General features: G+C 71.7%; 17 protein-coding genes and 1 pseudogene. 11 read left to right on the top strand and 7 right to left on the bottom strand.

What is annotated here, in order from left to right; all coding sequences use genetic code 11:
• Nucleotides 1-1,167 carry a thiolase family protein gene (locus ABZT02_RS03320; protein WP_356013740.1) on the top strand — a complete coding sequence of 389 codons (1,167 nt, stop codon included), beginning with the start codon at nucleotides 1-3 and terminating at the stop codon, nucleotides 1,165-1,167.
• Between the two features lie 144 nt (nucleotides 1,168-1,311).
• On the opposite strand, the pseudogene ABZT02_RS03315 reads toward ABZT02_RS03320, so the two are convergent.
• Both ABZT02_RS03315 and ABZT02_RS03310 read right to left on the bottom strand, forming a co-directional pair.
• Nucleotides 1,312-1,805 (bottom strand): annotated as a pseudogene (locus tag ABZT02_RS03315) (3'-5' exonuclease); the annotation flags it as partial.
• Between the two features lie 34 nt (nucleotides 1,806-1,839).
• Nucleotides 1,840-2,652, bottom strand: coding sequence for a hypothetical protein (locus tag ABZT02_RS03310; RefSeq protein WP_356013737.1), 813 nt, complete (start codon nucleotides 2,650-2,652; stop codon nucleotides 1,840-1,842).
• 325 nt (nucleotides 2,653-2,977) lie between these two features.
• Between ABZT02_RS03310 and rsgA the strand changes: the two genes are divergently transcribed.
• The 3 genes from rsgA to ABZT02_RS03295 all read left to right on the top strand — a co-directional run bounded on the left by rsgA (nucleotide 2,978) and on the right by ABZT02_RS03295 (nucleotide 6,163).
• Nucleotides 2,978-4,069 carry a ribosome small subunit-dependent GTPase A gene (gene rsgA, locus ABZT02_RS03305; protein WP_356013735.1) on the top strand — a complete coding sequence of 364 codons (1,092 nt, stop codon included), beginning with the start codon at nucleotides 2,978-2,980 and terminating at the stop codon, nucleotides 4,067-4,069.
• 220 nt (nucleotides 4,070-4,289) lie between these two features.
• The gene (locus ABZT02_RS03300; RefSeq protein WP_356014572.1) at nucleotides 4,290-5,678 is read left to right on the top strand and encodes an AlkA N-terminal domain-containing protein; all 1,389 of its coding nucleotides are present in this window, start codon (nucleotides 4,290-4,292) and stop codon (nucleotides 5,676-5,678) included.
• Between the two features lie 2 nt (nucleotides 5,679-5,680).
• Nucleotides 5,681-6,163 carry a methylated-DNA--[protein]-cysteine S-methyltransferase gene (locus ABZT02_RS03295; protein ID WP_356013732.1) on the top strand — a complete coding sequence of 161 codons (483 nt, stop codon included), beginning with the start codon at nucleotides 5,681-5,683 and terminating at the stop codon, nucleotides 6,161-6,163.
• Here the strand turns inward: ABZT02_RS03295 and ABZT02_RS03290 are convergent.
• The gene (locus ABZT02_RS03290) at nucleotides 6,160-6,531 is read right to left on the bottom strand and encodes a PPOX class F420-dependent oxidoreductase (protein WP_356013730.1); all 372 of its coding nucleotides are present in this window, start codon (nucleotides 6,529-6,531) and stop codon (nucleotides 6,160-6,162) included. The two genes, ABZT02_RS03295 and ABZT02_RS03290, sit on opposite strands and share 4 nt — an antisense overlap.
• Nucleotides 6,532-6,618: 87 nt before the next feature.
• Nucleotides 6,619-7,101, bottom strand: coding sequence for a DUF456 domain-containing protein (locus ABZT02_RS03285; protein WP_356013728.1), 483 nt, complete (start codon nucleotides 7,099-7,101; stop codon nucleotides 6,619-6,621).
• A 213-nt stretch (nucleotides 7,102-7,314) separates the two neighbouring features.
• Between ABZT02_RS03285 and ABZT02_RS03280 the strand changes: the two genes are divergently transcribed.
• From ABZT02_RS03280 to ABZT02_RS03270, 3 genes are read left to right on the top strand one after another with little or no spacing between them, the layout of a single operon-like run.
• Nucleotides 7,315-9,411: a protein phosphatase 2C domain-containing protein gene (locus ABZT02_RS03280; RefSeq protein WP_356013726.1), complete on the top strand. Its 2,097-nt coding sequence runs from the start codon at nucleotides 7,315-7,317 to the stop codon at nucleotides 9,409-9,411.
• Between the two features lie 54 nt (nucleotides 9,412-9,465).
• A complete protein-coding gene (locus ABZT02_RS03275) occupies nucleotides 9,466-11,208 on the top strand; it encodes a pyruvate dehydrogenase (RefSeq protein ID WP_356013723.1) in 1,743 nt (580 codons plus the stop codon).
• 28 nt (nucleotides 11,209-11,236) lie between these two features.
• Nucleotides 11,237-11,605, top strand: a complete 369-nt coding sequence (locus ABZT02_RS03270) for a VOC family protein (RefSeq protein ID WP_356013721.1) — start codon at nucleotides 11,237-11,239, stop codon at nucleotides 11,603-11,605.
• 46 nt (nucleotides 11,606-11,651) lie between these two features.
• On the opposite strand, the gene ABZT02_RS03265 is transcribed toward ABZT02_RS03270, so the two are convergent.
• On the bottom strand, nucleotides 11,652-13,100 hold the full coding sequence (locus ABZT02_RS03265; RefSeq protein ID WP_356013719.1) for a helix-turn-helix transcriptional regulator: 1,449 nt from the start codon (nucleotides 13,098-13,100) through the stop codon (nucleotides 11,652-11,654).
• A gap of 212 nt (nucleotides 13,101-13,312) precedes the next feature.
• Between ABZT02_RS03265 and ABZT02_RS03260 the strand changes: the two genes are divergently transcribed.
• The 3 genes from ABZT02_RS03260 to ABZT02_RS03250 all read left to right on the top strand — a co-directional run bounded on the left by ABZT02_RS03260 (nucleotide 13,313) and on the right by ABZT02_RS03250 (nucleotide 15,721).
• A complete protein-coding gene (locus tag ABZT02_RS03260) occupies nucleotides 13,313-13,924 on the top strand; it encodes a hypothetical protein (protein WP_356013718.1) in 612 nt (203 codons plus the stop codon).
• Nucleotides 13,925-14,026: 102 nt separating this feature from the next.
• Nucleotides 14,027-14,494: a hypothetical protein gene (locus tag ABZT02_RS03255; protein ID WP_356013716.1), complete on the top strand. Its 468-nt coding sequence runs from the start codon at nucleotides 14,027-14,029 to the stop codon at nucleotides 14,492-14,494.
• Between the two features lie 744 nt (nucleotides 14,495-15,238).
• Nucleotides 15,239-15,721 (top strand): ATP-binding protein, encoded by a 483-nt coding sequence (locus ABZT02_RS03250; RefSeq protein WP_356013714.1) that lies wholly within the window; start codon nucleotides 15,239-15,241, stop codon nucleotides 15,719-15,721.
• Between the two features lie 92 nt (nucleotides 15,722-15,813).
• Here the strand turns inward: ABZT02_RS03250 and ABZT02_RS03245 are convergent, their stop codons facing one another.
• Both ABZT02_RS03245 and ABZT02_RS03240 read right to left on the bottom strand, forming a co-directional pair.
• Complete coding sequence (locus ABZT02_RS03245; protein ID WP_356013712.1) at nucleotides 15,814-16,854, bottom strand: DUF2637 domain-containing protein; 1,041 nt, start codon at nucleotides 16,852-16,854, stop codon at nucleotides 15,814-15,816.
• 315 nt (nucleotides 16,855-17,169) lie between these two features.
• Nucleotides 17,170-18,027 (bottom strand): (2Fe-2S)-binding protein, encoded by an 858-nt coding sequence (locus ABZT02_RS03240; RefSeq protein WP_356013710.1) that lies wholly within the window; start codon nucleotides 18,025-18,027, stop codon nucleotides 17,170-17,172.
• A 157-nt stretch (nucleotides 18,028-18,184) separates the two neighbouring features.
• On the opposite strand from ABZT02_RS03240, the gene ABZT02_RS03235 reads away from it, so the two are divergent.
• Nucleotides 18,185-18,991 carry a GntR family transcriptional regulator gene (locus ABZT02_RS03235; protein WP_356013709.1) on the top strand — a complete coding sequence of 269 codons (807 nt, stop codon included), beginning with the start codon at nucleotides 18,185-18,187 and terminating at the stop codon, nucleotides 18,989-18,991.
• The last annotated feature ends 157 nt before the right edge of the window (nucleotides 18,992-19,148 follow it).

The following is a 19,148-nucleotide window of genomic DNA, read 5'->3' as shown; positions in this document are numbered from 1 at the left end:
ATGCCCGCGAGCTTCGTCTACGACGCCGTCCGCACCCCCTTCGGACGGTACGGCAAGGCCCTCGCCGACGTGCGCCCCGACGACCTCGCCGCGATCGTCATGCGAGCGACCGTTGAGCGCACCGGCCTGGATCCCGCGCGCATCGACGACGTGATCTTCGGCGACGCGAACCAGGCGGGCGAGGACAACCGCGACGTCGCACGCTTCGGCGCGCTGCTGGCCGGATTCCCCACCTCGGTCACGGGAGTCACGGTCAACCGCCTGTGCGGGTCCTCGGTCGAGGCCGTCATCCAGGCGTCACGAGCCGTAGAGGCAGGAGACGCCGACATCGTGCTCGCGGGCGGCGTGGAGTCGATGAGCCGCGCACCGTACGTCGTCGAGAAGAGCACCAGGCCTTTCCCCGCGGGCAACCAGACGATGTGGAACACGTCGATCGGATGGCGCATGGTCAACCCCCGCCTGCCGGAGGAATGGACGATCTCCAACGGCGAGAGTGCCGAGAAGCTCGCCGGGATCCACCGGATCTCCCGTGAGGAGCAGGACGCGTTCGCGGCGCGCAGTCATCGCCTGGCTGCCCGGGCATGGGCGGACGGCGTCTTCGACCGCGAGATCGTCCAGGTCGACGGCCACCACCTCGTCCGCGACGAAAGCATCCGCGACGAGTCCACCGTCGAGGTGCTGGCCGGCTTGCGCCCGGCATTCGCGGCCAACGGCACGGTGACCGCCGGGAATTCTTCCCCCATCAATGACGGTGCCTCCGCCGTGCTCGTCGCACGCGAGGGCGTACTAGACCGCGAACCCCTCGCCCGCATCGCCGGCCGCGCGGCCTTCGGCAACGACCCCGACGTCTTCGGAATCACTCCTGTCGAGGCGGCCAACCGTGCACTCGCCCGCGCCGGACGTGCCTGGGCCGACGTCGACCTGGTCGAGCTGAACGAAGCCTTCGCGGCACAGTCGCTCGCCTGTCTGCGGCTGTGGACAGATCTCGACCCGCAGAAGGTGAACGCGCACGGAGGTGCAATCGCGATGGGCCACCCCCTCGGAGCATCCGGGGGACGCATCATCGGCCGCGCGGCCCACGAACTCGCCCGCCGGGGTGGTGGCATCGCAGTCGTGGCCATCTGCATCGGCGTTGGCCAGGGCCTCTCTGTCGTGCTCGAGCGGTGAACGGCGGCCGAGCCGCGGGACTGCGTCCGTTGCAGCGTCTTTGTACCGAGCGCGCAAGAATGCGACCCGTACACCGCGTACCGGCTGATTCTCACCCTTCGCGTTCGAGTCTTGGTTCGCCAGATGACCGAGCCGGTCGAGGGCTATCCATGTGAGCCCTCCAAGGTCCAGTTGGTGCCGGGCGCGGGTGACGGCGACGTAGGCGAGACGGGCGTCCGTTTCGCTCACGGGTTCTGGGATCGGGCGGCCGCTGTCATCCAGTTGGTCGCTGTCCGGCGGCGGGGGAAAGTCGTCGGCGATTCTGACCTCGAACCACTCCCGGCCTTTCGCCCTGTGAGCGGTGGAGACCGTGACCTAGGCGTTTTCTTCGTCGGTCAGCGCATCGACGGCGGCCATGATGGCTTCGGGCCCCGGCGGCCGGTTTCCAGCTGTCCCATGACTTCGGTCATGGCGCCGATGTTGGAGCGGCATAGCACCGCGTCAGGACACGAGACCAAGCCGACCTTCGTTGGGACGGTATCGGTACCGGTCAGCTGGATCGGCGCATCGGCCAGTGCGAGCCGCCGGTTGGCCTGTTCGGCGAGGAGCGGGCCGAAGCGGAAGGAGCGGGTCAACGTGAGGTGGGAGGCGTCGAAACCCGCCGCTCTCATCCCCAGAACGCCCCGACGACCGTCAGCCGACCTCGTTCGGATCGGCGGTCGGGGTCCGACCCGCGTGGACCTCCTTCAGACGTGCCGTGCCCAGCTTCGCCGCCTGCTCGGTGGTGTCACCGTCGGCTCCGTCGAGGCCGCCGTTAGTGAGGGTGATCGCGTCCGTGCCGACCCGCAGAGCCGCGACGTCCAGGGTGAGGGTGGCGGGCGAGCCGCCCGAGCTGCCCTGCACCGTGACCCTCAGCCCCTGACGGGCGTCGCCCACCTTGGGTAGGGAGCTCTCGGTCACCTGGACCGTGCGCCGGGCGCCGGAGCCGTCCGTCGCCGTGAACTGGTCGCACTTGACCGGCAGGCTCTTCAGCCAGGCGAAGGACGTGTCCAGCGCCGCCTTGTCATAGGCGGCCACCTGGTACAGCAGCCGGGAGTCGCCCTCCTCGAAGCCGGTGAGCGCGGACGCCCCGGACGGCTTGCCCAGGAGATCGTCGTCGTAGAGCCGGTCGAGGAGTTTCTGGCAGTCGGCGGCGTTCGTCTTGGCGGTGAGGAAGTCGGCGACGTCCACCGTGCCGATCAGGAGGCTGTCGCGCCAGGTGGCCGCGTTCTTGACCTGGTTCCAGTCGCCCTCCAGATCCGCCTCGGTCACCAGCGCGGCCCGCGCCCCGGCCGCCGTGAGCGCGGCCGGGGACTCCTGCGCGAGGGGCGAGGAGGAGATCTCCGCGGTGTCCGCGCGGTCCGACCCGCTGTCGTCACCGGCCGAGCATGCGGCGGTCGTCTCCAGGACCCCGGCGGCCAGGGCCGGGGCGAGCACGCGGAAGGGGCGGGGCGGACGGTGGGTCATCACGAGGTCTCCTGGAGGTGGGGGTCGTTCTCCATGCCACAACCCCTCCACCCGTACGACCAGCGCACCGGGCTGTTCGAGTGAGGAGGCGCTCGCCCCGGGTCTGAAAACCGGTGGCGCCCCCGACGCCGACGCCTCTAAGGTGAGAGCGCTTCGCACGGCCGCTCACGGCTGCCGTGCCCCACGAGCGAGGGAACGAGGGAGGTGTCGACCGATGGCTGTCTTTGCGATGAGCGCTGCTCGCAACCAGATCATCAAGTCCACCTCCGTGGCCCCCGGCTGACACCGACACCTTGCGCCGGGGCCACCCTGTGAAGGGTCTCCCTTGACTTCCACCTCAGTTTTCTCCGCTCTCGCTCCCTACGGCTGGGACGAGGCATGGGCGGACGCGTTCGCCCCCTACGAGCCCGAGGGGCTCCTGCCCGGACGAGTGGTCCGGGTCGACCGCGGGCAGTGCGACATCGTCACCGCCGACGGCATCCTGCGGGCCGACACCGCCTTCGTCACCCCGCACGACCCCATGCGGGTCCTGTGCACCGGCGACTGGGCCGTCGTCGAACCCGCGGGCAACCCGCGTTACGTACGGACGTATCTGCCGCGCCGTACCGCCTTCGTGCGCTCCACCTCCTCCAAACGGTCCGAGGGGCAGATCCTCGCGGCCAACGTCGACCACGCGATCGTCGCCGTGTCGCTGGCCGTCGAACTCGACCTCGGCCGCATCGAACGGTTCCTGGCCCTGGCCTGGGAGTCCGGCGCCCAACCGGTCGTCGTGCTCACCAAGGCCGACCTCGTACCGGACGAGGTGACGCTCTCGCATCTCGTGCGGGACGTGGAGACGGCGGCGCCGGGGGTCCCGGTACTGACCGTCAGCGCGCTGGACGGGGAGGGGCTCGACGTGCTCGTCGCGGTCGTCTCCGGCGGTACGACCGTGCTGCTCGGGCAGTCCGGTGCGGGCAAGTCGACGCTGGCGAACGTGCTCGTCGGCGAGGACGTCATGACCGTGCAGGCCGCGCGGGACGCGGACGGGAAGGGACGCCACACGACCACGACCCGCAACCTTCTCGCCCTGCCCGGCGGGGGTGTGCTGATCGACACGCCCGGCCTCAGGGGAGTCGGCCTGTGGGACGCCGAGACCGGTGTCGGACAGGTCTTCTCCGAGATCGAGGAGCTGGCCCGGCGGTGCCGCTTCCACGACTGCGCGCACGAGAGCGAGCCGGGGTGCGCGGTGCTGGCCGCGATCGACTCCGGTGAGCTGCCCGAACGGCGGCTGGAGAGCTACCGGAAGCTGATCCGGGAGAACCAGCGGATCGTGGCGAAGACAGATGCGAGGCTCCGTTCGGAGATTCGGAACGAGTGGAAGAAGCGGGGGGCGCAGGGCAAGGCAGCGATGGAGGCGAAGAGGGGGCGCTGGGCGTAGTCGTCCGGCGGCCTGTGGGGGCCGGTCGCGCGGTTCCCCGCGCCCTGGCGGGGTTGCAGCCGGGCGTGGCTGGACTGCACCCACTCAGGGGCGCGGGGAACCGCGCGACCGGCCACGACGGACCCGCACCGGCCCACGGACCTGTCGCTCCGTCCCACGTACCGTCATGTCCGATTTCCGCCAGCGGCACCCCCGTGCACAGCGGAGACTGGATGTCGTGATGGACGAAGACACCAGGTACGAAGCCGTTCGCAGCCGGGACGCCCGGTTCGACGGGGAGTTCTTCTTCGCCGTCGAGACGACCGGGATCTACTGTCGGCCCAGCTGTCCCGCGGTGACCCCGAAGCGCCACAATGTCCGCTTCTACGCGACGGCCGCCGCCGCGCAGGGCTCCGGGTTCCGGGCCTGCCGGCGGTGCCGCCCGGACGCGGTGCCCGGCTCCGCGGACTGGAACGTCCGGGCCGACGTGGTGGGCCGGGCGATGCGCCTGATCGGCGACGGTGTCGTCGACCGGGAAGGCGTCGCCGGGCTCGCCGGCCGCCTCGGCTACAGCGCCCGCCAGGTGCAGCGCCAGCTCACCGCCGAGCTCGGCGCAGGGCCCGTCGCGCTGGCCCGCGCCCAGCGCGCCCACACCGCGCGCGTCCTGCTCCAGACCACCGGCCTGCCGGTCACGGAGATCGCGTTCGCGTCGGGCTTCGCCAGCGTGCGGCAGTTCAACGACACGGTCCGCGAGATCTACGCCGCCACCCCGAGCGCCCTGCGGGCCGCCGCCCGGACCACCCGCCGCGCCGCCACCCCCACCGCGGGCATCCCGCTACGACTGGCCCACCGCGGCCCCTACCTGTCCGGCGCCGTCTTCGACCTGCTGGAGAGCGAGGCCGTGCCCGGCGTCGAGGAGGTGAGCGGCGCACCCGGGCGCCGCACCTACCGCCGTACCCTGCGCCTCCCGCACGGCACCGGCATCGTCGCCGTCCACGAACGCACCGGCACGGCCAGGACCCCTTCCGGCGCACACCCCGGCGGCTGGCTCGACGCCCAGCTGCACCTCACCGACCCCCGCGACCTGACCACCGCCGTCGGACGGCTGCGCAGGCTCCTCGACCTCGACGCCGATCCCTACGCCGTCGACGAGCGGCTCGGCGAGGACACCCGGCTCGCTCCTCTGGTCGCCGCCCGTCCCGGACTGCGTTCGCCCGGCGCCACCGACGCGGAGGAGTTCGCCGTACGGGCACTGGTGGGCCGTGCGGAAGCCGAACGGCTCGTCCAGCGGTACGGCAAGACCCTGGACGCGCCCTGCGGCAGCCTCACCCATCTCTTCCCCGAGCCCGCGTCCCTCTCCGAGGCGGCCGGTTCTCTGGGCACGCTCGCCACCGCCCTCGCGGACGGCGCCGTACGGCTCGATCCGGGCGCCGACCGCGACGAGGCAGAGCACGCGCTCCTCGCCCTGCCCGGCCTGGACGCCCGTACCGTCGCCGCCATCCGCACCCGCGCCCTCGGCGACCCCGACGTCGCCCCACCGGGTCTCGACACCCCCGACATTCCCGACACCTGGCGCCCCTGGCGCTCATACGCCTGGCAACACCTGCGCGCTGCAGGAGAGTTGGAGTAATCATGGCCATCCACTGGACCCACCTCGACAGCCCCGTCGGCACCCTGCTCCTCACCGCCGACGACACCGGCGCGCTGACCTCGCTGTCCGTCCCGGGCCAGAAGAACGGCCGTACCGTCCAGGAGGGTTGGGTCCACGACCCCGCCCTCTTCCGGGGCGCCGAGGAGCAGCTCGCCGCTTACTTCGCCGGTGAACTCAAGGAGTTCCAGCTGGAGTTGCGCCCCGACGGCACCGAGTTCCGGACCCGCGTCTGGGACGCCCTCGACGATGTGCCGTACGGCGCGACCGTGACGTACGGCGAGATCGCCGCCCGCGTCGGGGCCTCCCGTGTCGCGGTCCGGGCCGTGGGCGGTGCGATCGGCGCGAACCCCCTGCTGATCGTCCGCCCGTGCCACCGGGTGATCGGCGCGAACGGCCTGCTCACCGGGTACGCGGGCGGCCTGGAGCGCAAGACGGCCCTGCTCACCCTCGAAGGAGCCCTCTAGGACTGCTCCAGTCCCCAGCTGTGGATCCGGCGCGGATGGATGCGGATCAGCTCCTCGCTGAAGTGCGGGCCCAACTCGTGCGGTCCGGTGAGGAGTTCCGCCTCCCCGCGGATGTCGATGCCGCGCACCGTCCACGGCTTCAGGCTGACGATGTCGTCGACGACCAGCGCGACCTTCGGGTTCTTCCGGAGGTTGCGCCACTTCTTGGTGCGGCCCATCGCAGAGCCGCCGATCAGGATGGTGCCGTCGTCCTGCGGGAAGAAGCCGACCGGGTTCGCCTGCGGCTGTCCTTGCGGATCGACGGTGGCGAGTCGCCCCAGCCGCTGGGACTTCAGGTACGCGCGCTCGGCCTCGCTGAATTCGGTCATGGTAGCCACCCAAACACGCGCGCCCGGCCCGCACATCGGAATCTCGCCCTAGGCCGGTCCAGGACTGACCAGGACTGTGGTCCTACGTCATCCCCACAGCACCGTCCCCAGCCACGCGCCCATGATCAGCAGACAGGTGAACAGTTCCGCCAGCACGCTGGAGCCGCCCGAGCGCATCGCCGTGCGCAGGGCGGCCCTCGCCTCCCCGTGACGGCCGAGGCGGAGGCGTTCCGAGACGTAGATGCCGCCCATGAACCCGGGGATCGCGCCGAGCACGGGGATCAGGAAGAACCCGAGGAACGCGCCCACCCCGGCGTACACCCCCATGCGCGGGGTGGCCCCGCTCGCCCGCAGCCGGCGCGGCGGCAGCGACCAGCGCACCACCTGGGAGAGGAACAGGGCGACCGTGGCCCCCACCAGCACGCCCCACGCGACCGGCTGCGGATCCTTCAGCGCCCACCACAGGACCGCGGCCCACACCAGCCACGACCCCGGCACGCCGGGCACCAGAACCCCGACCAGGCCGAACAGCATGACCAGGCCCACCAGCAGGAGGTCCCACACTCCCATGCGTCCAGGGTGCCCCCGGGCGGCCGGAGGCGCAGGTCAGCCAGGTCGTCACTCCGGCGGCACGGCTCTCCCGTCAGGGGTTGAACCGTCCGGCGAACTCTTTGGCGACACGAGTTCGACAGTTCGCTCGACACGCCTTTCGACGCGCGTGGCGGCACCTGATTTTCGGGATGCCCCGTTTTCATACGGCCCGCACGGTGGACAATCGGGGGCATGAGCCAGCAGGGGGGAAGGCCCACCGGTCACGAGGACGACTGGTGGGGGCAGCTGTACGACTCCGCCGACGACACGGGCCCCACCCGGGCCCCGGACACCCTGGACGACCGCTTCGCCTCGGCGGCGGGGGCGGTGCGGGACGGGTCCACGGGCGAGATGAGCGCGGCCGACGGTGGCGTCGCCGGGGCCTGGGCGGAGCCCGCCGGTGGGGGCGCCGAGCCCGGGGCGGGTGCTGTGGACGAGGAGCGGAGTCCTCGGTCCGCTACCGGAGTCCCCGCGCAGCGTACGGGCGTCTCCGACGCGACGGCTTCCGCAACAGGCCAGAGCCGAGCTTCGTGGGAACCGCCCCCTGACGCACCCGCAGCCTTCCCACCCGGCCCCAAGCCACCGGGCTTCGTCGAGCGCGCCCCCGAGGACCGGCCACCCTCGTCACCCGGTGGGCCCGCGTCCACGGAGACGCCTCCGGCCACGACCCTCCCGGCCTCACGCATGCCGACCGAGCCCCCGAGCCCCCCGACGGCGGCACCCCCGCCGCCCTCCGCCCCACCTCGCCCCGCGGCTCCACCGCTGCCACCGCCGGATGCCGAACGGGCCGTCCCGCCCGGCGCCGGTGACCCGGTAGGGCCGGTGTCACGGGATGGTGCCGACCCGGGTCGGGCGCGCGGCGACCGGCCCGTCTCACCCGACCGCGCCGACGCCCGCGGGCCCGGTTTCCGCGGAGGCGGCCCGGATGAGCGCGGCCCTGCCGAGCGTGGCTCGGACGGTGCCGGCTCCGGTGAGGGAGGCCCTGGGGAAGGCCCCGTCTCCGCCACCACAGCCTTCGCCGGCCGCGCCGAGGACGTGCCTACTCCTGGCCGTGCCGAGAGTCCTCCAGGGCCCTGGGAGCCAGGTGGAGCCGGTACGCGGCGCGGCGGAAGTGACTGGTGGGCTGGTCGACGCGACCCCGACCCCGGTCCCGACGCCGGCTCTGCCGAGGAGCCCCCTGCGGTCGCACCACCACCCCGTACCGGCCCCGGCTCCACCCGGCCCAACCCCACACCCGAGCCCTCCGGACACGGCCAGGACGGACCTGCTCCCGTCCCGCAGGCACCCCGTACCGCCACCCGCGTCGACCTCCCCACCCTCCCTCCCGCCCCCGTCGGATTCGTCGGCTCCGGCCCGCCCACCTACGACGCCGAACCCACCGCCCTCCCACCCGCCGACCCCGACGAACTCGACGACCTGGTGGCGGACACCGTGCTGGACGGGGCCAGGTACGGAGCCTGCACGCTGCGGGCCGTGTCCGTGCGCGGGGACTCGGCCCGGTTCCGGGGCGAGCCCCGGCGGGACTCCCTGCTCACCGCCCGGTTCGGCACCGGCGACCAGGCGCTGATCCTCGTCGCCATGGCCACCGGCGCCCGCGCCACCCCCGGTGCCCACCGCGCCGCCGCCGAGGCATGTCACTGGATCGGGCGGGCCGTGGGGCGCAGTCACGCCCGGCTCGCGCAGGACATCGGCGCCGCCCGCCGAGGCGACCTCAAGTCCGGGCTGCACCGGCTCACCGACCGCAGTCTGGGCAAGCTGCGCGCCAGCGCCGTGGAACAGGGCATCGACCCGGAGGAGTACGCCGCCACCCTGCGCTGTCTGCTCCTGCCCGCCGACCCGGACTGCCGTGTCCGCGTGTTCTTCGGTGTCGGCGCGGGCGGTCTCTTCCGCCTCCGCGACGGCGAGTGGCACGACATCGAACCCCGCATCACCGATGTCACCGGCGAACCGGTCGTCGGCTTCGGCTCGCTGCCCCCCGAGACCCCCGACGGCGACCGCCTCACCATGGACCTCGGCATCCCCACACCCCCCAGCCCCTACGAACCCGCCCCCGAGCCGCCCCGCGAAGCCTTCCGTTTCCGCGCCTCCGTCGCCCGCCCGGGTGACGCCCTCCTGATGTGCACCGGTGGCCTCGCCGACCCCCTGCGCGGCGAGCCCGACCTGTGCGAATACCTCACGGGAAGGTGGTCAGGACCGCCGCCCGGTCTCGCCGCGTTCCTCGCCGACTCCCAAGTCCGGGTCAAGGGATATGCCGACGACCGTACAGCCGCCGCTGTTTGGGAGGCGTGATCGCGGCCATTGTGGATTGATGGACCCAAGGAGACCGAAGGGGTGCATGGATCCATGGCCAAACAGAACGTCGCCGAACAGTTCGTGGACATCCTCGTCAAGGCCGGGGTGAAACGCCTCTACGGCGTCGTCGGCGACAGCCTCAACCCGGTCGTGGACGCGGTCCGCCGCAACGCCGCGATCGACTGGGTGCACGTACGGCACGAGGAGACCGCCGCCTTCGCCGCGAGCGCCGAGGCACAGATCACCGGGAAGCTGGCCGCGTGTGCCGGCTCCTGCGGGCCGGGCAACCTGCACCTCATCAACGGCCTCTACGACGCCCACCGCTCCATGGCGCCGGTCCTCGCCCTCGCCTCGCACATCCCCTCCAGCGAGATCGGCCTCGGCTTCTTCCAGGAGACCCACCCCGACCGCCTCTTCCAGGAGTGCAGCCACTACAGCGAGCTGATCTCCAGCCCGAAGCAGATGCCGAGGCTGCTGCAGACCGCCATCCAGAACGCCGTAGGCCGCTCCGGCGTCAGCGTCGTCTCCCTCCCCGGCGACATCGCCGACGAGCCCGCCCCCGAGAAGGCCGCCGAGACCGCCCTCGTCACCTCCCGGCCCAGCGTCCGCCCCGGCGACGCCGAGATCGACAGGCTCGTCGAGATGATCGACAAGGCGGACAAGATCACCCTGTTCTGCGGCAGCGGCACGGCGGGTGCGCACGCCGAGGTCATGGAGTTCGCGGAGAAGGTCAAGTCCCCTGTGGGGCACGCCCTCAGGGGCAAGGAGTGGATCCAGTACGACAACCCCTTCGACGTCGGCATGAGCGGCCTGCTCGGCTACGGCGCCGCCTACGAGGCGACCCACGAGTGCGACCTGCTGATCCTGCTCGGCACCGACTTCCCGTACAACGCCTTCCTCCCCGACGACGTCCAGATCGCCCAGGTCGACGTGCGCCCCGAGCACCTGGGCCGCCGCTCCAAGCTCGACCTCGCCGTCTGGGGCGATGTGAAGGAGACCCTGCGGTGTCTGACACCCCGGGTCAAGGAGAAGAAGAACCGGCGCTTCCTCGACAAGATGCTCAAGAAGCACGCCGACGCGCTCGAAGGGGTCGTCAAGGCGTACACCCGCAAGGTCGAGAAGCACGTCCCGATCCACCCCGAGTACGTGGCCTCCGTACTGGACGAACTCGCCGACGACGACGCGGTGTTCACCGTCGACACCGGCATGTGCAATGTCTGGGCCGCCCGCTACATCACGCCCAACGGCCGTCGCCGCGTGATCGGTTCGTTCTCGCACGGGTCCATGGCGAACGCGTTGCCCATGGCGATCGGGGCGCAGTTCACCGACCGGAAGCGACAGGTCGTGTCGATGTCCGGGGACGGCGGATTCTCCATGCTGATGGGCGACTTCCTGACGCTCGTGCAGTACGACCTGCCCGTGAAGGTCGTCCTCTTCAACAACTCCTCGCTCGGCATGGTCGAGTTGGAGATGCTGGTCGCCGGGCTCCCCTCCTACGGCACCACCAACAAGAACCCCGACTTCGCGGCCGTGGCCCGGGCCTGCGGTGCCCACGGGGTCCGTGTCGAGAACCCCAAGGACCTCCCCGGCGCCCTGAAGTCGGCGTTCAAGCACAAGGGCCCCGCCCTCGTCGACATCGTCACCGACCCCAACGCCCTCTCCATCCCGCCGAAGATCAGCGCCGAGATGGTCACCGGCTTCGCCCTGTCCGCCTCGAAGATCGTCCTCGACGGCGGAGTCGGCCGCATGCTCCAGATGGCCCGCTCCAACCTCCGCAACGTGCCCCGGCCCTGAGGACCCCCGTGGCTGCGAGACTGGCCACATGCCAGACATCGCCTTCACCGAAGTCGCGCCCGTCGTCCCCGTCCGGAACCTCGCCGCGGCCCTGGAGCGATACCGCCGGCTGGGCTTCGCCGCGCGTGCCTACGACGGTCCGCAGCGGTACGGCTTCGTCGAGCGGGGGTCGGTCTCGATCCACCTCAGCGAGTGGTCCGAGCACGACCCGCTGCGCACCGGAGCCGTCGTCTACCTCTACGTGAGTGACGCCGACGCCGTCCACGCCGAGTGGGCGGCGTCCGGCGTCGAGGGCCGCTTCGTCGAGCCGGCCGACACGCCTTACCGGCTACGGGAGTTCACCTACGTGGACCCCGACGGCACGGCCCACCGCGTGGGATCCCCGATCGGCTCCTAGCTGTCGTCGTCCACCCGGGCCCGCTCGCCCGGGTCGGGCAGAAGGCCTAGGTGCCGGACGGCACCCACGCCCGCTCACCGGCACTGTTCGTGCCGTACCAGAGACGCGTCAGGCTCTTGATGCTGGTCGTGCGGAACGGGCGGCCGTGGTCGTCGATGCGGACCGTGCCGGTGCGGCCCTGCGAGGACCAGTCGAGTTCGAGGTACCAGTTGCAGTCGTACGTCTGCGTCGTCGCGGAGACCAGCAGCACCTCCGGGTCCGTGGCGGAGACCCGGTAGGGGAACTGCACCGCGGGGACGGTCTGTCCGGTGTCGTTGCCGGCGACCGCATGGGCGACGGGGCGGTCGATGTCCAGGTTCACGTCGAAGCCGCGCGGGGTGATCCCGCCGCCGCAGCCCTGGTCCATGGCGTACGCGGTACCGGCTGCCGGGGAGCCGCGGCCGGTGATCCGGACACGGAGCGCCTCCAGGACGACGGCCGTGGACGACCGTCCCTGCACGGAGATCTGCACCTTCGTCTCCCGCCCGTGGATCGCGCCCTGCGTCGCCGCCCAGATCCCGGCGTCCTGCACGAGCGGGGGCGGGGGAACCTGGGAGGGCGGCTTGTCGATGACGTAGTCGTGACCGCAGCTCCCCTCCCAGATCTGGGAGTTGGCGGTCCAGGTCAGGGGAGTGCCGACGGAGGTCCCCTGCTGCCCGGCACTCCCGCTCCCCCCTGCGCTCTCCTTCGAGGAGCCGCGGCCGTGGGACGCCGAAGCCGAGGGCCGCGTTCCGGTGGCCTCGGTGGAGGGGGAGGCGGACGTGGCGGAGGGACTCGGTGACGGCGATCCGGAACGGCCGGGCAGGCCCGAGGCGGTCGTCCGGGACGACGGGTCAGGAGCCTGGGCCACGTTGTCCGAGGCGGAACGGCCGGACGGCAGCGCCGAAAGACTGCCCAGGGTGGCGAGAGCGACCACGACGGTGGCCGCGGCGACGAGGAAACGCCGGCGGCGGTACCAGGGGCGGGACGGGGGAGCGGACGCCGTCACGTGCACGGTGTCCGGCTCACCCGCACTCTCACCGTCGCCCGGTCCCTCGTCCTCGCTCTCCGAGCCCGGCCCACCGGCTGCCTCCGCGCGCGGATCTCCCCCTGCCTCGGCCGGCACGAGGAAAGCTGCTGACGACTCCGTTGCCTGCGACGACTCCGCCGGCTCCGAGGACTCCGCGGGCTCCGACGACTCCACAGTCCGCGGTCGCTGTCTCGCCGCCACCGCCGTGAGCCACAGCCGGTGCAGCTCCATCCGCTCCTCGGCCGATGCCCCGCACAGCGCGGCGAACCGCTCCACCGGTGCGAAGTCGACCGGTACGGCGTCACCCGCGCAGTACCGGTGCAGGGTCGAGGTGTTCATGTTCAGCCGCCGGGCCAGCGAGCCGTAGCTGCGGTCCGTGCGCTCCTTCAGCCGCCGCAGCAGGGCCGCGAACTCCTGGACATCGTCCTGTGGTTCCGGTGCCGACAACGATTTCCCCCTTGATCCCGCATCCCAGGCACTCCGTATACCTGCACGTCAGACGGCCTGGGATGGTTCCATGCCGACGGATTCCGTGTCCCGTGTTGCATCCACCCCGTGGGACCGCTGATGCTCTTGGTGTCGCACCGACCGGGCCGGACCGACCATCCGGCGTCGTGGTGGCATCCCACACTCATGCAGGTATCTCACGGGGGACTCTCATGCCCAAGCGCAGTCGAGCAGGCGCGCTCACCGTACTCTCTCTCACCGGCCTCGCGCTCGGCGTCACACTCGCCGTGCAGGCCGGGGCCGCGCCGGCCGCGCCCAGGTTCCTCTCGGCCGGCGACCTTCCGCCGCACCCCTCGTCCGCCTGGACGGCGGGCAAGGTGACCGACGGCGTACCGGACGAACTGCTGCTCTGTCTGAAGGACGCGCTGCCGGGCTACGACTCCCGGTACCGCGACTTCCGCACCGACCTGGACACCAGCGCCCGCCAGCTGACGATCGAGGTCGGCACCAAGGCCAAGGCCGCGGCCCTCGCCGCCGACATGAACAAGGAGATCCGCACCTGCGCGGGCCGCCTCGAACAGGGCGACCCGGAACTCGAGGCGACGTACAAGGACTACGGCAAGGTCGCGGTCGAGGAGGGCGCCCGGGTGCACGGCCTGCACACGGAGTACTCGTACGGTGCCACCGACATCCGCCTGCTGTCCGTCGGCCGGGACGACCGGACCGTCACCGTCGTGGAGTGGTCCCAGATGGGCGACTTCTCCGACGCCCCGGTGAAGGCCTTCAAGAAGACGACCGCCACCGCGGTGAACAAGCTCCACTGAGCGGCGGGGCCGCCCTCTCGCACGGGGGTCGGGCGGGCGGCCCCGCACAAACCGACGCACGATCACCAGCAGCAGGAACCAGAAGGAAAACGGGGAACACAGATGAACACGACCAAGGCGACCCGCCGCACCACCCTGGCCCTCGGCCTCGCCCTGGCCCTCGGCCTCGGCGTCACCGCCCAGGCCTCCGCCGGAGCGCCGCGCAGCGTCAGCGGCAAGCCCTCCGACAACATCACCCGCATCGCCGACTTCTACGGCGCCTACATCGACGCGGTGACCGACGAGGGCAGCGGCGAACTCCGGGACGCCCTCCGTGCCCACTACCTCACGCCCGCCTTCCAGAAGGAACTGAACGCCTGGGAGGAGAAGGAGCACGCCGACGGCGTCCTGCGCGCCCAGAACGTGCCCCTCGCCTGGAAGGTCACCGACAACGGCACCACCGCCGCCCGCACCGAGGCCGTGGTCACCCTCACCTGGAGCGCCGGCCAGACCAGCACCCTCGTCGTCGACATGACCCGCGGCAGCCACAAGATCCTCCACATCGGCACCAAGGGCCCCGGGGCCAAGTAGCGGCGGATTCCGGCCAGTTTCCCGGCTGCCCCGGCTCTTCACCGGGTACGGCGAGGTCGGCAGCGCGGAGTCGGCAGATCGGCGCATGCCGGCCGGTCACGGTGTCCCGGCGCCAGGTGGGCCAGGAGGCCTACGGCATCGCGGGCTCGAAGGCCGCCGAGGGAACAGACACACCGGCTCACCCCCGCTCGCCGGCCCCGATCCTCGGGTGCCGGCGGCGGGGGCGCACGCCGTTCCAGGGGCGCGTGAGCCGTCGTACGGCAGGCTCTGCGCCTGGCGGCCGGGCCGGGCAGGTGTGCGTGCGGGGGCGGCCCTCGCCTGGCAGTCCCGGTCCGCCCACTGCTTTCGTCTCTCGGAACCACCCGCCTACCAGGTACTTTTCTGCCCCTTCCCGTTCGTGAAGGGCTCGCGCGCCGCCCGTGACCTCCGGCAGGAGGACACCGGGTCGCAGGGCACATGCCGGTCGGAGGGGACCAGCGGCACAGGCGGCGCGTGGCGTGCGGCCCGTGCGGACCGGCGCGAGGTGCCGTCCCATCGGAACTGCGCCGGAGCGCGCGGTTGTCCGCGGTGCGCGGTCCGGGATTGATCCGCCGGGTCGGCGTGACCGTGGTCGCCACCGCAAACGTGGCCGAACACCTGGTCGTTGACGATTCGACATGACTGCCGCGCGAACTACGGGGGCATGGATCCCCGTGAACGTGTTCGAGCAGGAGGGAAACCGACATCGGCACGCAGGCGGGGGTCATGAAGAGGCAGGCACGAGGAGGCGGTCCCACGGCAGTCGGGGCCTTCTCGGCACACACCGTGGAGGGGAAGGCCGACAGCGCCCGGGAGCAGGCGCAGCCGCCTCAGCTCCGGCGCCGACTGGAGCGGGCGGACCTGGGAGCCGTACCGGAGACACGCAGGGCCCTGCGCGAGCTGTTACGGCACTGGGGCAGGCCCGGACGATCCGAGATAGCCGAACTGCTCACCAGTGAACTCGTCACCAACGCACTCGTGCACACCGACCGCGACGCCGTCGTCACGGCCACGGTCGGACCGCGGGCCCTGAGGGTGGAGGTGCGGGACTTCGTCGCCCGCATACCCCGGGTGCGTGTACCGGACACCGACGACCAGACACACGGCAGGGGCCTGGCCCTGGTGCAATCCCTCGCGGACGCCTGGGGCGTACGGGCGCACGGCGTGGGCAAGGCCGTCTGGTTCGAACTCGACGCCGGAGCCGCGTGAACCACGGGAAGGGGGCGTGACCGCGTCGGTCACGCCCCCTTCCCATGGTGCTTCGGCCTTTCGGCCGCGCCCTTCAGGCTTCGGCTTTGGCCTCAGCCGAACTGCTGCTCAAGATCCTTGAGTTTGCGCTCCAGCGAGTCGAGACGCGGCAGGGCCATTGTGTCGTCCTCCGCGGTGAGATCGACCGAGTGCGACTCAGAGCCGCCGCGGACGGGCTGGAGAGAGGGACGCTGGCGTACGGGCAGCGGCTCCGGGCTGGATATCGCAGGCTCCGCGGAGGCTCGCTCAAGGGCGGCGGCGGCCTGCGGCTGCTCCAACTGGCGCCCGCCGCCCCGGCCGACGAAGCCGCGGTGACCCCGGCTGATCGCCTTGAGCTGCGCCCGCTCCACGCGCTCCTTGTCGCGGCGCCTGAGGCGGGCCGCCTCCTTCTGACGCTTGTCCTCGCGGACCTCGTCGACCGCCTCGTCAAGGCTGCGCACGTTCTCCAGCAGCATCAGCGACCAGGCCCTGTACGTCTCACGCGGCGCCCTCAGCCAGCGGACGATACGGATCTGCGGCAGCGGACGCGGTACCAGACCCTGCTCGCGCAGCGCGGCCCGGCGGGTCTGCTTCAGCGCGCGGTCGAAGAGGACGGCGGCCGAGAGGGACATGCCGGAGAAGAACTGGGGCGCGCCGTCGTGGCCGAAACCCCTGGGCGCGTGCACCCAGTTGAACCAGGCCGCGGCGCCGGCGAACGTCCACACCAGTATCCGGGAGCCGAGGGCCGCGTCACCGTGGCTGGCCTCGCGGACCGCGAGGACGGAGCAGAACATGGCCGCACCGTCCAGGCCGAACGGAACCAGGTACTCCCAGCCGTTGGAGAGGCCGAGGTTCTCCTGGCCGAAGCCCACCAGACCGTGGAAGGAAAGGGCGGCTGCCACCGCCGCACAGCAGAACAGAAGGACATAGGAGGCGGTGCCATATATGGCTTCCTTGCGCCTGCGGCGCTCCTCGCTGCGCTCCCACGAGTCGTCTTTCGCGTGCTCCCCGCCGGACCGCTTGCTCCGCGCGAGCACCGCCACCGCCGCCAGCATGCCCAGGAGCAGTACGGCGCCCGGAAGCAACCAGTTCAGCGATATGTCGGTCAGTCTCATCTGGGGTCCCTTGCATTGGGATAGGGCGTAACGCCCGCCATAGTGGCCCAATCCCAACGGCCCTCAGGCGTTTTCGGGGCAAGAGGCCGCCAAGGAAGTGCAAGGGGTTGCCCAGGGCGGCTTTCTGCTCGAACTGCCGCGTGAGGGGCGGGAGTTGAGTTCGAATAAGAGTACCCGTACGGGTGGTTCCTCGGAAAGTTCCTGCGCCGAGTGAGGAAGTTGTGAATTACCTGTAACCGAACGGGCGTCCCAGTCGGCGTTGATCTTACGGGACGCGGGAACGGCGTCCGTGGCGGGGGGTCCCCTGAGTGTTCCTCAACTCGCCGCGACCGCCGTGAGCTTGGCGATCCGGTCCGTGTCGCAGGTGCGCGGACAGGTCGCGCAGGTGTCGTCCGGATCCAGTGTGTAGTACATGCAGCAGCTCACCCGGTCCCGGGTGGACAGGGGCCTGCCGTCCGGGCCGACGAGCACGCGGAAGGCCGGGGAGCCGGCGTACGGCTTCGTCGTCCCGGGCAGCAGGAGGTCCAGGGCGTGCTCGGCCCGGCGCTTCTCGTGCTCGCCGAGGAGCTCGGCGACGTACCAGAGCCCTTCGACGATCTCGTCGGTCACCATGCCCCACAGGGCCCTGCCGCGGCGGCGCATGCGCGGGCCGAAGGCGGTCAGCAGCGGCTCCATGTGCTCGGCGATCGCGTCCCGCAGCTCGGCGCGCAGGGACTCCTCGTCGGGGACCGTGCGGGCGCCGGGGAGCGCTGCCGCCGGGTCGTCCGGGAGGCAGGCGAACGGGCCCCGGTGGACCGCGAGTGCCATCGGGCCCCGGGTGCGGTCGTAGGAGACGTGGCTGACGGGGTAGCGGGGGACCCGGCGGTGCAGGAACCACGGAGCGGTGAAGAGGAGACAGACCGGCCAGGCGTAGCGGTGCAGACCGAAGCCGGCGATCACGTCCGGGCGGCCCTTCCTGGCGTTGTCCCTGAAAACCTGCTCGTCGTCCCACGCGAGAAAGGTGTCCAGAGCGGCCGCGTTCTCCGCGAGGGCCGCAGCGGTGACCCAGCCGTCGGTGGCCGGGAGGGGCACGTCCTCGGGCAGCTCCGTGACCGTCAGTACCGGGAGGGCCTCCGTCATGCGCGCATAAGCGGCCGTGAGGGCCGAACGGGGGAGGGGCGGCGGTGTGTGCATGCGGGGCCACCGATTCGCAGACGTCTGGAGGTAAGCCTTACCTTACCAATCCGTTCGGGATTTGAACTGGAGCGTTCTGCGCCTAAGGTGCTTGACGGGTGAGTAACAACCTGCCGTTAATGGCCCGAAGTACTGACACGTCCGGAGGAGGGGGCCCGTGAAGCAGGGTGCGCAGGGCTCCGCCGGGACGGGACGTGTGGCGCGGGAGGTGGACCAGGCCGTGGCGGAGGCCCGGGTGCCGCCGCAGACGCGGGCGTCCGGTGCGTCCCGTTCCCCGGTCGAGGCGTCCTCCGGGGCCCGGGGCGAGCACACCCACAGCGAGGTGCCGATTCCCCGGCCCGTCGTGCAGCGGGCCTCGGTGCGGGGGCAGATCCTCGACGCTCTGCGTACGGCGCTCGTCGCGGGGGAGTTGCGGCCCGGTGAGGTGTACTCGGCGCCCGCACTGGGGGAACGGTTCGGGGTGTCGGCGACTCCCGTGCGGGAGGCCATGCAGCAGCTCGCGCTGGAGGGGGCCGTCGAGGTCGTTCCCAACCGGGGGTTCCGGGTGGTCGAACGAGGGGCTCGTGAGCTGGCGGAGTTGGCCGAGGTGCGGGCGCTGATCGAGGTGCCGGTGGTGTTGCGGCTCGCGCGGAGCGTGCCGGTGGAGCGGTGGGCGGAGTTGCGGCCGGTGGCGGAGGCGACTGTGCGGGCCGCGTCGTCGGGGTGCCCGGCGACCTATGCGGAGGCCGATCGGACGTTTCACCGCGCGGTGCTGTTGCTGTCGGGGAACGAGCAACTGGTGCAGATCTCGGAGGACTTGCACCGGCGCTCGCAGTGGCCGTTGGTGGGCGGGTCCGCTGCCCGGGGGCGGGCGGACCTGATCGCGGACGCGGTGGAGCACACGGCGTTGCTGGACGCGTTGATCGCACGGGACCTGGATGTGGTGCGGGGGTTGGTGGGCGGGCATTTCGCCGGCGGGGCCTGATCCTGCGGTGGGGCGGGGGGCGGTTGTGGGGTGGGTGCGGGGTGCGGGGTGCGGGGTGCGGGGTGCGTGGGGGCGGGCGTGTTGCGCAGTTCCCCGCGCCCCGGGGTGCCTGCGGCGGCCTGCTTCGGCCCGGGGGGGGGGGGTGTATGGCGTGCGC

Origin of the sequence: Streptomyces sp. NPDC005402 (assembly GCF_040606575.1) — a bacterium.
GTDB lineage: Bacteria > Actinomycetota > Actinomycetes > Streptomycetales > Streptomycetaceae > Streptomyces.
This window is presented reverse-complemented; position numbering and strand designations above follow the sequence as displayed.